Source organism: Microcoleus sp. PH2017_28_MFU_U_A, assembly GCF_020738035.1.
Lineage (GTDB): Bacteria > Cyanobacteriota > Cyanobacteriia > Cyanobacteriales > Microcoleaceae > Microcoleus.
Genome location: NZ_JAEQCX010000155.1, coordinates 1 through 12,770, shown reverse-complemented (window position 1 = coordinate 12,770; position 12,770 = coordinate 1). Strand labels below are relative to the sequence as shown.

General features: G+C 47.5%; 14 protein-coding genes. 10 read left to right on the top strand and 4 right to left on the bottom strand.

Going from position 1 to position 12,770, the window contains the following annotated elements:
• The first annotated feature begins 603 nt into the window (after positions 1 to 603).
• The 3 genes from JGK14_RS31055 to JGK14_RS31045 all read left to right on the top strand — a co-directional run bounded on the left by JGK14_RS31055 (position 604) and on the right by JGK14_RS31045 (position 5,051).
• The gene (locus tag JGK14_RS31055) at positions 604 to 2,865 is read left to right on the top strand and encodes a serine/threonine phosphatase (RefSeq protein WP_325315884.1); all 2,262 of its coding nucleotides are present in this window, start codon (positions 604 to 606) and stop codon (positions 2,863 to 2,865) included.
• A 392-nt stretch (positions 2,866 to 3,257) separates the two neighbouring features.
• A complete protein-coding gene (locus JGK14_RS31050) occupies positions 3,258 to 4,499 on the top strand; it encodes a protein kinase domain-containing protein (RefSeq protein ID WP_293181982.1) in 1,242 nt (413 codons plus the stop codon).
• 261 nt (positions 4,500 to 4,760) lie between these two features.
• Positions 4,761 to 5,051: a hypothetical protein gene (locus tag JGK14_RS31045; protein WP_325315883.1), complete on the top strand. Its 291-nt coding sequence runs from the start codon at positions 4,761 to 4,763 to the stop codon at positions 5,049 to 5,051.
• An 82-nt stretch (positions 5,052 to 5,133) separates the two neighbouring features.
• Here the strand turns inward: JGK14_RS31045 and JGK14_RS31040 are convergent, their stop codons facing one another.
• Positions 5,134 to 5,352 (bottom strand): DUF4327 family protein, encoded by a 219-nt coding sequence (locus tag JGK14_RS31040; protein ID WP_293181980.1) that lies wholly within the window; start codon positions 5,350 to 5,352, stop codon positions 5,134 to 5,136.
• Positions 5,353 to 5,553: 201 nt separating this feature from the next.
• Complete coding sequence (locus JGK14_RS31035) at positions 5,554 to 5,877, bottom strand: hypothetical protein (RefSeq protein ID WP_293189827.1); 324 nt, start codon at positions 5,875 to 5,877, stop codon at positions 5,554 to 5,556.
• Between the two features lie 254 nt (positions 5,878 to 6,131).
• Here JGK14_RS31035 and JGK14_RS31030 point away from each other — a divergent pair, with 254 nt between their 5' ends.
• The 3 genes from JGK14_RS31030 (at position 6,132) to JGK14_RS31020 (ending at position 8,553) form a co-directional block, all read left to right on the top strand.
• The gene (locus JGK14_RS31030; protein WP_293181976.1) at positions 6,132 to 7,112 is read left to right on the top strand and encodes an aspartate carbamoyltransferase catalytic subunit; all 981 of its coding nucleotides are present in this window, start codon (positions 6,132 to 6,134) and stop codon (positions 7,110 to 7,112) included.
• A gap of 213 nt (positions 7,113 to 7,325) precedes the next feature.
• Positions 7,326 to 8,213 carry an RNA-guided endonuclease InsQ/TnpB family protein gene (locus JGK14_RS31025; RefSeq protein ID WP_325315882.1) on the top strand — a complete coding sequence of 296 codons (888 nt, stop codon included), beginning with the start codon at positions 7,326 to 7,328 and terminating at the stop codon, positions 8,211 to 8,213.
• Positions 8,113 to 8,553, top strand: a complete 441-nt coding sequence (locus JGK14_RS31020) for an RNA-guided endonuclease InsQ/TnpB family protein (RefSeq protein WP_325315885.1) — start codon at positions 8,113 to 8,115, stop codon at positions 8,551 to 8,553. The genes JGK14_RS31025 and JGK14_RS31020 overlap by 101 nt, the downstream gene beginning before the upstream one ends.
• Positions 8,554 to 8,805: 252 nt before the next feature.
• On the opposite strand, the gene JGK14_RS31015 is transcribed toward JGK14_RS31020, so the two are convergent.
• Positions 8,806 to 9,183, bottom strand: a complete 378-nt coding sequence (locus tag JGK14_RS31015) for an SH3 domain-containing protein (RefSeq protein ID WP_293189828.1) — start codon at positions 9,181 to 9,183, stop codon at positions 8,806 to 8,808.
• A gap of 646 nt (positions 9,184 to 9,829) precedes the next feature.
• On the opposite strand from JGK14_RS31015, the gene JGK14_RS31010 reads away from it, so the two are divergent.
• The 4 genes from JGK14_RS31010 to JGK14_RS30995 all read left to right on the top strand — a co-directional run bounded on the left by JGK14_RS31010 (position 9,830) and on the right by JGK14_RS30995 (position 12,153).
• Positions 9,830 to 10,120: a hypothetical protein gene (locus tag JGK14_RS31010; protein ID WP_293202863.1), complete on the top strand. Its 291-nt coding sequence runs from the start codon at positions 9,830 to 9,832 to the stop codon at positions 10,118 to 10,120.
• Positions 10,121 to 10,165: 45 nt separating this feature from the next.
• On the top strand, positions 10,166 to 10,657 hold the full coding sequence (locus JGK14_RS31005; RefSeq protein WP_293181968.1) for a molybdenum cofactor biosynthesis protein MoaE: 492 nt from the start codon (positions 10,166 to 10,168) through the stop codon (positions 10,655 to 10,657).
• Between the two features lie 91 nt (positions 10,658 to 10,748).
• Positions 10,749 to 11,408 (top strand): sigma-70 family RNA polymerase sigma factor, encoded by a 660-nt coding sequence (locus JGK14_RS31000; protein ID WP_293181966.1) that lies wholly within the window; start codon positions 10,749 to 10,751, stop codon positions 11,406 to 11,408.
• 142 nt (positions 11,409 to 11,550) lie between these two features.
• Positions 11,551 to 12,153, top strand: a complete 603-nt coding sequence (locus JGK14_RS30995) for an anti-sigma factor family protein (protein WP_293181964.1) — start codon at positions 11,551 to 11,553, stop codon at positions 12,151 to 12,153.
• Between the two features lie 294 nt (positions 12,154 to 12,447).
• Here the strand turns inward: JGK14_RS30995 and JGK14_RS30990 are convergent, their stop codons facing one another.
• Complete coding sequence (locus tag JGK14_RS30990) at positions 12,448 to 12,558, bottom strand: ribbon-helix-helix domain-containing protein (RefSeq protein ID WP_293181962.1); 111 nt, start codon at positions 12,556 to 12,558, stop codon at positions 12,448 to 12,450.
• Positions 12,559 to 12,770 lie beyond the last annotated feature (212 nt).

Sequence of the window (12,770 nt, the reverse complement as noted above, 5' to 3'; positions counted from 1 at the left end):
GGGCGACTCGATACAGAAAAAACTTATCTTTAACCAAGCTTGAATATATTGATCGCTCCTGCTCTTGGTTGGCAATCAATTATTCAGCAAGCCCTAATTGAGACCTTGCACTTTTTTCCGTAACAGGCAAGATGCCTGTTCCACTCACCTGATAACTTTTAGTGTGGGGCCAGCACGCAAAATCTTAGATAGGAAATGTTTCCAAGCTTTACTCAATTTAAATTGTATATCTCAATCGTCTCCCCCCTCTCCCCCTCTCCCATTCTCCCCATTCTCCCCATTCTCCCCCTCTCCCCATTCTCCCCCTCTCCCCGTCTCCCATTCTCCCCCTCTCCCCATTCTCCCCGTCTCCCCCTCTCCCCCTCTCCCCATTCTCCCCATTCTCCCCCTCTCCCTCCCAGGGCTGATTCCTGACGTGGAGGCCACATCTCAGTTTTAAGAAATATCTTAGTTCTGAATCGATGCCGGTAAAATAAGGCATAGGGCAATGGCAGTTATCCGTTGCGAGTCACGTCCAAAACTCAAAACCCATAACTTACCACCCCAAACCCAAAACTCCCCCACCGCTTTCACTCGATCGCACATCTCCAATATAAAACCCCTATGCTCCTCTGTCCCCGCTGCCAATTTGAAAATCCCAATCTAAACAAGTTTTGTCAACAATGCGGAAATTCCCTAACTTACAAAGCTTGCCACCAATGCGGAACCCAAGTCGCTGTTAGCGCCGAATTATGTCAGAATTGTGGCGTCACAACAGGTCAAGTGTGGCGGGCGATTATCTGCGGTCGATCGAACCTTCCAGCAGTCCAGCTAGAGCAGTCAACTATACCATCAGCCGAGCTTACACAAAAAACCGACAATTTTCCAGAAACCCGATCGACCCAAAACTCTCCCCAATCGATCGCAGACACCATTAAAACAGAAATTACCGCCGATTCTCCACAACTTGATGCGGCCGAATCCAGCAGCCCAGAAATTAGTGGCGCTGAAATTGTCGTGGGGGCGATCGCCACCGAATCCTTTCAAACAGAACAAAAAAGCTCTACTACAACACCAGAGCGCGAAATAACCCCATCTGACAACATTTTCACGGCCGCACCACCGCCAGAACCAACCCAGGAAGCAACAGAGAACCCCGAGGGCGCATCTCCCCCATCCCCAAAAATCTCCGCCCCCTATTCCGAATATTTAATCCCTTCCCAGCCAATAGGAGCTTATTTAGACAGCCAACAGCGCTACCAACTCCTAGAAACCTTGCCAGCAAGAAAACCCTCAGACACAGTATCAGCAACAGTATTGGACTGTCAGCCGCTGCAAATGTCACCCCTCAAAGCAATGCTAGCAGCCAACTCTGCCAGCGTCGCCAAACGCACATCCCCCTACACCGCAGCAATCAAAGCCGGAGAAAATGCGACCAATTCCGCCTTAGCAGAACTTTGCCAAGGCATAGCTGAACCTTATCTGGCACTGCGGTGGCACTTCTCTCACAACCTGCCAGTCATTCACGATAGCTGGTCAGACAACCAACAGGCCGTGCTGCTGCTAGAAGACTGTTCGCAATGGCCGCTGCTGGTAGAACGCTGGAGTCAACCCGAAACTTCCACCCAGCAAATTGTGTACTGGCTGCACGAAATGACCGAACTTTGGGCGGCCCTCGAACCCTGGCGCTGCCGCCAAAGCTTGTTGGAACTAACAAATTTGCGGGTCAATCCCGACTCTTCCTTTTCCTTTGCCTCTTTGCGGTTGCAATACCTCTATCCCGAACCCGCCGGTTCAAACCTGCAACTGGTAGATTTGGGGCAATTGTGGCAGGCGATATTTAACCAGTCCGAGCGCACTCAGTTTGGCGCCTTGCTCGAACTGCTGCAACAAATGTACAGAGGCGAGATTACCACAATAGAAGAATTGCGATCGCGCCTGGAAACCGTTCCCCTCGAACTCCAATCCGCACCTTCACCAACCTTAACCCCCACCCGTTTCCAAACAGACATCCCCGACAACTCGCCCCCCGAAGTTGTTGGTGAAGTCTTAACCCAGCCCATGCCCGTCCAGATTTACAGTTTAGAAGACGCAGGTCTCACCGATGTCGGCCGCACCCGCGAGCACAACGAAGACTTCTTCAGCATCTGGACTCAGCTTAACAAACTCGAAACCTCCTTCGGTCGCATCTTTCAAACCAAAGGGCTTTACATTCTCTGCGACGGGATGGGCGGACACGACAGCGGAGAAGTAGCCAGTCAATTAGCCGCTGAAACCCTCAGGGAATTCTTCCAAACCAGTTGGGAAAATCAACTACCCGAGCCTGATACCATTCGGCAGGGAGTGCTGCTAGCCAACAAAGCCATCTTTGAAATCAATCAAAAGGACGGTCGCTCTGGCATCGGCCGCATGGGTACAACCCTAGTCGCAGTCTTAGTTCAAGACACCAAATTCGCCGTTGCTCACGTCGGCGACAGTCGTCTCTACCGACTCCGAAAGGGACAGACACTAGAAAAAATCACCTCAGATCACGAAGTAGGCCAGCGCGAAATTAAGCGCGGGGTTGACGCCGAAACTGCTTATTCCCGTCCCGACGCCTATCAACTAACTCAAGCCATTGGCCCGCGAGACGGCAATTTTCTCAAGCCAGACGTGCAGTTTTTAGACTTGTCCGAAGATACTTTATTGATTTTGGCTTCCGACGGTTTGACAGATAATGATTTGTTAGAAACTCACTGGCGTGAAACTCTCGCACCTCTGTTCAATCCCCAAGCTAATCTCGACGAGGCAGTTGCCGACTTGATCGAACTAGGGAACACACGCAACGGTCATGACAATATCACGGCAATTATCATTCGGGCGCAGGTAGGCCCATTTCGATTTTAGAATTGGGTGCTGCCAACTTTTTTAAAGGCGGTGGCGGGCAGTCTTAGATTGAAACCTGCAATTGTTGCATGGCAAAGGAAGATTAACTTTGGCATCCGTCATCAAAAACTTGTTCGGCTTGCCGCGATATTCAAGTAATGTCATTACAACAACCAGTTTTTGATTTTTAATGTTGCAGTCTGTCGATCGATCGGGAGTTAAACGCAGCGATTCTTTAATCTCTCATTCCCACGATCGGCGAGTCAAGATGCGTTGTTCTGAATTGACCCTTTAGACTAGAAATAGCCGGCTACCTAGAAAGCAGCACGAAATAAGTTTCTTATGTGTCATACATATCAGTATTGTCAACCTTCTCTCAATTTGATCTGGCAGATTAATCAAATCAATCTAAAATGCTGCTGACTCTTTTAGATCCAGAAAAAAATACCCCTCTGCAACAGTGGAGTTTCGAGAACGAGTCCATTGTCCGCATCGGCCGATCGCCTGAAAATCATGTTGTGATTCCCAATGCTTTGGTGTCGCGGGATCACGTGGAATTGCAAAGAGTTAAAAGCGGTGCTAACCGCCAGTGGTATTTAGTCAATTCCGGGACAAATGGCACTTTTGTTAACGGTACTCTCATGTCTCAGGGTTGGATATCCGACGGTGCCCTGATCCAATTGGCGCGGGACGGCCCAATTCTGCATTTCCAAGTTCTGACTATTCAAGTCGGCGGCAAAATTGAGGCGATCCCTACTCTCAATCCTGGGACGCCGCGGTGTACCCACGCGGGAAATCCGCCCGGTAATTTATTCTGCATCCACTGTGGGGAACCGATTAAAGTCGATCGCACAATCCGCCACTACCAAGTGCTGCGAACTTTGGGCCAAGGCGGTATGGGAACAACAACTTTAGCCTGGGATCGACAGAAAGCCAAAGCTCAACAACCGGGAAGTTCTCCCGCAGCTTCTCTGGTAGTTCTCAAGGAAATGAATGCTGACATGGCTCAAATAGTCAAAGCTCAAGAACTGTTTGAACGTGAAGCTAAAACTCTCAAAGCGCTGCACCATCCTGGTATTCCTCAGTTTTTTGACTTTTTTGTCGAAGGTGGCAAAAAATATTTGGTGATGGAAATGCTCCACGGCGAGGATTTAGAAAAACGCATTTACAATCGCGGGCCAGTTGCTCCCCAACAGGCGATCGAGTGGATGATCCAAACCTGTGAAATTTTGGACTACATTCACTCTCAAAAACCCCCGATCGTCCACCGGGATATTAAACCTGCTAATTTGCTAGTGCGCCACCGGGACAATCGCATTACAGTGCTGGATTTTGGCGCCGTTAAAGAAATCGGCACTCCTCCGGGTACTCGCATCGGCGTGGAAGGCTACACCGCACCAGAACAAGACCGGGGACAGCCTCTCCCTCAGTCAGATTTATATGCTATTGGGCCGACTTTGATTTTTTTGCTGACAGCCCAAAGCCCTCAAAAGTTTTACGGAAAAATTACTAGAGGTTACGGATTTAAGCTCGATAATATTCCGACGATCGGCCCGAAGTTGCGGGAGGTCATTCTACGAACCACAGCAGCTAAACCTGGGGATCGCTTTCAAACTGCTCAACAATTAGCTAGAGCTCTAGCCACTTGTCTTTAATAGAAGGAACAGTCATTAGTCATTAGTCATTAGTCATTAGTCATTAGTCATATCAAATCCAGTAGCATCGGAATTATTAATATTACCGAAATCAGGAGACGGCAGTGCCGTTTCCCTACAATTAATTAGGGTAGGGAAACGGCACTGCCTTGGACTCTATATTATTCCGGTGCAGCCGGAATTGATATCATTAGTCATTAGTCATTAGTCATTAGTCATTAGTCATTAGTCATTAGTTGGTAAACAGTCAACTGTCAACCCTTGTTTTGCGCTCTTCGGGCAAGCTGTCAACTGTCAACTGTCAACTGTCAACTGTCAACTGTCAACCGTCAACTGTCATCACTCATTAGTGAGAAGGAAAAAGTCTGCTGTCATTCGTCAGAAGTCACTCTGAAGAAGGAAGAAGGAAGAGAGAAGAGGGAACAAGGCAGAGGGAAGAAGTTAGCAACGGAAAATTTATTGATGAAATTTAGCCGATCGCCTTTTAATTTCGGGTGCATCTCAATGCAAGCGAATATATACGTAGGGGCGAAGCATGACCGCAGAAAATAGGAGATTCTAACTAATAACTTATATTCGGTCATGCTTCGCCCTCCTCAAAAGTGATATGCACCCAAGTCCTAGGTTTCCTCTGTTATTCCTCGTCCCAACCTTCTACAGCTATCAACTCGCTCACGGGGTCTTGCATAGAAAAATCAAACTCTAGGAGTTGCTGTTTCCAGTAAGGCCATTCATCTCCATAAAGTAGAGCTATTTTCCAAATGCTGTCTGTCGGCTTGATAATGTCAGACGTGACAAGAGAATGCACCTGACGCTGGAACTTAACCATCGGCTGTATAACCTTCTGGCTCATAATACCTCTTGAATTGTTTAAATCTTGTTTAATTAACACTTCCCAGCGCACACTTTTTACCGCAGTTTCGCCAAGAACAGTCTCGCCAAGATACGTGTAGATTTTTGTCGGGAAGCTACATATTCAACTTGTATCTTAACACAGTTCATTTTGACAAGGGGCTATAAGCAGGACTGAAGAGTCAAGACCGACTGCAAAGAATTAATAATCTTTGGGATGTCCCGCTATATGCTGTCGATCGGCAGTAGGAGGTCTGCCTCCTTGATTATTTCCACATAATAGCAGATGCAATGGCTGCTGAGGATGGTTTTTGACAAGGCTGAGGTTCCGAGAAACTGCAATTACTGCTTGAGCGCTACTACAGCTTAATTTCCGCTTTCGGGCGAGTAAACTAAACTCCACCGCACTTGTTTCAGCTTCAACGCTGGCTTTGCTGTGAGAGGGGAGTCCGATCCGGCATCTACTAATTATAACTCTATTGACGGCAAAGGTGGTCAAAAATTGTTGGATACTGTTGATCGGCATCCCCGCGACTGTCGATCGACCATTGTAGACCGCCCGACACAGGCGTGCAATTCAACAGTTGACAGTTGACAGTTGACAGTTGACCGAAGGAGAGCGACCTCTACCCTTAAGTCCGAGGATTGGAGTAATGAATAGTCTGATTTTAATTTCTCCCGAGCAGGCGGGCGGGCTTTCAACCAATTCTTTCTGGTAAGTTCCCAACCCATCATCCTAAATCTCAAATCTCAAATCTCAAATCTCAAATCTAAAATTGTATGACTTGGAAAAGGCGACACATTCTCACTCTGGCTGATTTTACCTCCGACGAATACGACACGGTGCTGCAAACTGCCGCCAGTTTTCGGGAGGTGCTCGGCCGCCGCACCAAGAAAGTGCCCGCCCTACAGGGTCAAGTGGTCGCGAATTTGTTTTTTGAACCTTCAACCCGAACTCGCAACAGTTTTGAGTTGGCGGCGAAGCGGCTGTCGGCGGATACGCTGAATTTTACCCCAGGCAGTTCTTCTCTGACGAAGGGGGAAACCATTCTGGATACGGCTAAGACTTATCTGGCGATGGGAACGGATTTGATGGTGATCCGGCACGAACAGGCTGGAGTTCCCAGTACAATTGCTTCAGAAATGGATCGCTTGGGTTCGAGAGTCAGCGTTCTCAATGCTGGAGACGGCCAGCACGAACACCCGTCGCAAGGTTTGCTAGACTTATTTACTATTTGTTCTTTGTTAGATGCCGAACGTCCGCGACTGGAACTTTTAGCGGGCAAAAAAATTGCTGTGGTGGGGGATATCTTGCATTCCCGGGTAGCGAGGTCTAATATTTGGAGTTTAACGGCTTCGGGGGCTGAGGTTCATTTAGCCGGGCCGCCGACTTTGTTGCCGCTGTTGTTTGCTGAGTGTGGCAATGGTAGGGAAGGTAAGTTATTTTTGCACTGGCAGCTTGAACCTGCTTTGGTCGATGCTGATTTTGTGATGACTTTGCGGCTGCAAAAGGAACGGATGAGCCAGCATTTGCTGCCGAGTTTACGAGAGTATCATGCTTTGTATGGAGTTACGCGCGATCGGCTGAAACTCTGCAAGCCGGATGTGAAGGTGTTGCACCCAGGCCCGGTCAACCGCGGCGTGGAAATTAGCTCGGATTTGATGGACGATCCGCAATTTAGCCTGATTTCTCAGCAAGTTACCAGCGGCGTAGCGGTGCGGATGGCCTTACTGTATTTGATCGGTGGCGGTAAAGTTTAGCTAGACAGGCGGGAATCCCCGCGTCCATACCCGATCGAGGGTTGGCGTGGGATGAAAGCTGTGTAAGCGGACGATTGCACCTGCTCACAAGACGCTCTTGTCGTAGCCTGCGGGAGATGCGCGGGTGTATGATGATGCGAACAAATCCCTTGCACTTGCCAATGTTTTCAGCTACAATATTCTTAGAGCAATCAAAGAAGTAATCTAAGTTTCGTGTTAAAAGCTGTCAAAGTCCGAATCTATCCTACCGTTGCCCAGCAAGTACACCTGGCTCAAGCTTTTGGTTGTGTTCGTTGGGTCTGGAATCAGTCTTTGGCTACGATGACAGCGACCTATCAAGAGACTGGTAAGGGCGTTACAGCTATGACAATGAAGAAGTCCATACCTGTGTGGAAAGCTGAATTTGAGTGGTTGTCTGAGTGTTACTCACAATGCCTTCAACAGTCAGTTTTGAATCTGGGCGTGGCTTTTGGCAACTTTTTTGATGGTCGATCCCTGTACCCAACATTCAAGAAACGCCAAGGAAAACAATCTATTCAATACCCTCAAAACGTTAAAATCTTGAGCGATCGTGAGATTAAGTTCCCTGGTAAATTGGGTGTGGTTAAAGCCATAGTTCATCGGGATATTGAAGGCAAAGTTAAAACTGTGACTTTATCCAAAAATCCTGACGGCAGATATTTTGCTTCGATGCTATTAGATGATGGGACTGAATCGCCAGAATCCAGTAGTGATGGGAATATAATTGGGATAGATCTAGGTCTAACTGATTTTGCGGTGACATCTAACGGCTCTAAATATCAACATCCTAAAGCAACCCAAAAACATGAAAAGAACCTAGCTCGTAAGCAGAAAAAACTAGCTCGTAAAAAGGATAAGACGACTAACAAAAGTCGCAAAGCAAAGCTGGCGGTAGCTAAGGTTCATTCTAAAATCAAAAGAGTCCGCGAGGATTTTCTTGCGCGTACTATCGCGCAGGATAGTAGACGAAAACCAAGTCATAGTAGTAGAAAATCTGGCAGTGAGAAACATGGTAAAAAATCATTGCCTAGCCAAGGCAATATCCGATGCTGGCTGGGGAATGTTCTGCACTATGCTTAAGTACAAAGCCGAAATGGTGGGCAAGATTTATCTAGAAATAGGTCGATTTTTTGCCTCAACTCATCTTTGCTCGAATACCTTGAAGCCATTGCCAAAAATGGATCTGTCTGTGCGTGCATTTGATTGCCCGCACTGTAAACAGCGACATGACAGAGATATCAACGCGGCGATAAATATCAAAAATGAAGGCTTGCGCGTACTGACGTTGGGAACCAGCGTTATTGCTCCTGAAGGCTATGTAAGACCAAAACAGTATGGGCGTAAGTCTACTACTGTGGCGGCTGTGGTTGTTGAAGGGAGAAGCCCACACTCTACCCGATCGAGGGTGAGTGTGTGGTAGTTCACGTTGTCAGTTGTTAACGATATATAGCGGATCTAGCGAAAGATTCGCGGACGTTGTTGCCAAGAGAACCCTATACGTTTAAGGCTTATATAAGCTGTCAGTCATACCTCATCTTTTTGAGAAAGGCTATAACTTCGGATCTTCGATTATTTGTTACCGTCCAGCGCCTCATGAAAAATAATCGTTACCAAAACCAGCTTGGTAACGATTCAAACTCTTTCTAGAAATGTAAATTACTCTAGTTAAGAATTAGTCAAGCCACGCAGTAGAAACCCAGCCCCCACCTGCAAGTTTAGCCCAGCCGTGCTTGTAATGACCGGTCAATTTCACATTGTCTCCATTGTGTAACTTGCCGATGACATGAGAACAGCGACTGGCCCGGTGGCGGATATTCAGTCTGCCACCATTGGTGGCAACTTCGGCGTAGCTGTGATGGCTGCGACCGCCGCCGCAGCGCTTGTAGTGGCAACCTGCCTGTGCTTCGCCACTCACACTCAGAATAGACAGGGCTACTGCCAGACCTGCAACGCCTACCACGGCAGATTTAGGAATTTTCAATTCCAGTTGGAGCTCGGACTCTGGAGATTCATAAGCAACAAAAGAGTGGCTCAATGCTAGTGCTTCCATAGTTTCCTCGTGATTGTGATTAACGTTTTTTCGTGCAGACTCATTTTATACTCCCCATGCCTAAAGGCGAAGGGATTCTTGACAAATCCGAATCTGGATTTTTACTCGTGGCTATCAAGTCGCCCCTACCCGCTCAGTTGAGATTTCTCCAAACATTGCGTATAGTTTTTTGACGCTTTCAGACCATCGCTAGCCAATCGCTAGCCAACAGATATACTACGCTCTACAACCTGCCATTATTTGCCCTTTAACTATTCCGAATCTTCTGGCGTCGGATATGTCAGTTGCCGGGATTTCTCCGTACTAGGATGTTTCAACACGTAGATGGTTTCTCCTACTTGCTTTGGTGACTTTAACACAACTATTTCGATTAGTGTGTAAAGAAATATTCAAGGCGGTTGAAACCGCAACGGAATTTTCCCGGTGTCGGTATTCCGGAGTTTGCGTCTTGTTCTTTGGTCAAAACAGGCGCAAGAGGTTGTTACCGTCTTGCTTTTGCCGAGTATAGGCTTGCTTTGGCTCAACTCTGCACAGGTATATCATGTCATTTAAGTAGCTTGGTGGAGCAAAAAATAAATAAAGTTTACATTTTCTGCTGAAAATTTGGACTGCGCCGATCGCAATCGGGGTTAAATTTAACTTAACTGTGTCATTCAAAAGGGAATGCAGTCATCGCTTAGAGTTGGAGATGGCTTGCAGCGAGTTGGGCATGATACTGCTTATTTTGGTGTGGTTACTGATTGAGTTGCTACAGCCCGATCGACTGTTCGATCGCACAAGTCTCCTATTCATATTCCAGCACCGTGTGAATTTGGTTCGGGCGAGTTATATTGACCCGATCGCACTGTTACAGCCGTTCGGGGCCATAGACATCTTGCTAAAGATTGACTTTTATGTATCCATGACAAAGATGCAAGATCGATCGCTCGCGACTTGATTTGTGTCAAGATCGATCGAGTTCTCCCGCACCATTTCTTTCGCAATGAACTATAGCGCTGCACTTTCGATCGGCACAATTCCTCAACGGAATAGTAAAGACAGTTTTGCCATTACCTTAGCTCCTTTGTCTGTAGAGGAAATCTACACTTTGGCAGATGACCCAGCGAACGGAGCCGTGGTAATGATGAGCGGTACAGTCCGCAACCAAACTGACGGTCAAGCTGTAGTTTCGTTAGAATATCAAGCCTACGAACCGATGGCCGTGCGAGTATTCCAGCAAATCGCTACTGAAATGCGCCGCCAGTGGGTCGATGTCAATCGGGTCGTCATTCACCACCGCGTCGGACACTTGCAGGTGGGGGAAATCAGTGTGCTGGTGGCTGTGGGCTGTCCCCACCGAGGGGAGGCTTTTGCAGCTTGCCAGTACGCCATAGATACGCTCAAACACAATGTACCGATTTGGAAAAAGGAACATTGGGCCGATGGTTCTAGCAGTTGGGTTAGTATTGGAGCGTGCGAAGTTACCGGTCATTAGTCAGAAGTCGATCGCAGTTTCTGAGTCCAGGAACCAATCGCGATCGGGCAGCGTCAAACACAGTGGAATGTTCGATGAGCCAATTCCACACATGAGCGAATTTATTTCCGTGTCCTGGTCTGCGGTTGTGGCGACCGTTGAAAGAGTGCAATTGCCATCCGAAAAACTCTCTAATTATGACTTAGTGTTGCGGTGTCAGGAAGGAAATCGACCTGAGAGCACTGCCTTTTCAGAACTTTTGAAGCGGTATCAGTCCCACGTAGACAGGGTTCTGTATCACCTAGCCCCTGACTGGCAAGACCGAGCAGACTTGGCTCAGGAAGTCTGGATTCGAGTTTATCGCAATATTAACCGCTTGCAAGAGCCAGTTAAATTTCGGGGCTGGCTGAGTCGCATCGCCACTAATTTGTTTTACGATGAGTTGCGTAAGCGCAAGCGGGTGCGAACTCCGCTGTCGTTAGACGTACCCCGTGCTCTGGAAGATGGGGAGATTGATTGGGAACTTCCGGCCGACAGTCCGGGGCCGGATGAAGATTTGACAACCAGAGAATTTTACGATCAGTTGCGAGTGGCGATCGCAGATTTGCCGGAAGTATTCCGCACGACAATTGTGTTGAGAGAAATTGAAGGTTTAGCCTATGAAGAAATAGCGGAAATGACCGGAGTTTCTCTCGGAACGGTCAAGTCAAGAATTGCTAGAGCTCGCCAAAGGTTGCAGTTACAATTGCAAAAATATCTCGACGGTCATTAGCAAGGGTGATTTCCGAGGCGGGTTAAGAAGATTTGGTGAAGTTTGCTGTGACATCAAAGCTTCTATTTTACAATATAAATAAGCAGTAAATCATTCTAATAGCGAACAGATGCTTCCGCTAATTTTACAAGTGGTGTGAAATATGAATTCTAAATTTGAATCGGATAAAAATCAGAATGATCAAGGTATTGGGGATTCGCTCGCCCAAAGTCAAGGTAACAACAGTTATCCCCAAGGGAATGTAACTACTATGATGCGGGATCGCTTTGAATTGTTGAGTGCCTACATCGATGGCGAAGTGACGGCGGCAGAACGCCGGGAAGTTGAGGAATTGCTGACAAACGACCCCACGACGAAGCGTTTGTACTCCCGACTAATGATGATGCAACAGGCTTTTGGGTCAATGCCCGTACCTGCTGCGGAACAATCTGCACAGGATTTGGCGGCAAAGATTGTGCAGCGCGAGAAACGCCAGACGAAACGGACTTGGGTTTTGGGTGGAGGTGCGATCGCAGCTTTGTTGATTGCAGCAGTGGCTGGTGTCGCTGGCACTCGTCAATTGTTTGCTCCCCAGTTTGCTACATCCCCCGTTCTTCCTGAATCTGACGGTTTGATTGTCGCTTTAAACGAGCCTGTAGTAGAGATTGTTAATCCCAACGATTTGATGCTTGGGGTGAATGCACCCGTGATGGATATTCCGAAAGCTGTAGTAAGCCCTCACAAGTCATCGCCCAAGGCGCAGTAAAATTTCTGTTTTGATCGATAACGGAATATTTTTTAAGAAGACCGGGCGGTTGAAACCGCTTCTATACAAATAAAACCCGCCTCCGCGGGTTGAATACCCGGCGGTTTCAACCGCGTTTTTTTCTTCATTCCGCTTGGCGTGGAATTCGTTTGTGTAGTTTTACCTCGAATTCGTATTCCAGGGGCGCTTCGCCACATACGAATTTGAGGTCAACAGGTTTCAACCGCCGTCTTATCTTTTGGACGAGTTTCCTCAACCCATTCTTGATAACAATCGCTCTGTGGGTGTTCGCTTCTACAGTAGTTCCAGCGCCGCCGCAATTACCTCATCCACCGAAGAATATTTACCGCTTTTGACTTGCGCTTCAATGAATTGATTACGATCCGGTTTTAGAGTAATGTGCACGATCTTTACTTCTATAGTCCTGGACGCACGGGTGGTCAGAAACCGTGTTTTTTTACGAAAAGACGCATTTTAGGCTATAGATTACGTAAAAAACCCGGTTTCTTTGGTCTTAATGCGATCGCTACGCCTCTAATCGCCAATTAATTGGACAAACGTGGACTCAGCATACAAAAGAAAACCTTGGCACCTCAAAAGTGGTCATTCTTTTTGGC

Bases quoted from the DNA above. Each gene is read 5' to 3' on its own strand.
- JGK14_RS31030 (WP_293181976.1), top strand. From the start codon at position 6,132: ATGACTTGGAAAAGGCGACACATTCTCACTCTGGCTGATTTTACCTCC.
- JGK14_RS31015 (WP_293189828.1), bottom strand. From the start codon at position 9,183: ATGGAAGCACTAGCATTGAGCCACTCTTTTGTTGCTTATGAATCTCCA.
- JGK14_RS31000 (WP_293181966.1), top strand. From the start codon at position 10,749: ATGAGCGAATTTATTTCCGTGTCCTGGTCTGCGGTTGTGGCGACCGTT.
- JGK14_RS31040 (WP_293181980.1), bottom strand. From the start codon at position 5,352: ATGAGCCAGAAGGTTATACAGCCGATGGTTAAGTTCCAGCGTCAGGTG.
- JGK14_RS31035 (WP_293189827.1), bottom strand. From the start codon at position 5,877: ATGCCGATCAACAGTATCCAACAATTTTTGACCACCTTTGCCGTCAAT.
- JGK14_RS31005 (WP_293181968.1), top strand. From the start codon at position 10,166: ATGAACTATAGCGCTGCACTTTCGATCGGCACAATTCCTCAACGGAAT.
- JGK14_RS31050 (WP_293181982.1), top strand. From the start codon at position 3,258: ATGCTGCTGACTCTTTTAGATCCAGAAAAAAATACCCCTCTGCAACAG.
- JGK14_RS31055 (WP_325315884.1), top strand. From the start codon at position 604: ATGCTCCTCTGTCCCCGCTGCCAATTTGAAAATCCCAATCTAAACAAG.
- JGK14_RS30995 (WP_293181964.1), top strand. From the start codon at position 11,551: ATGAATTCTAAATTTGAATCGGATAAAAATCAGAATGATCAAGGTATT.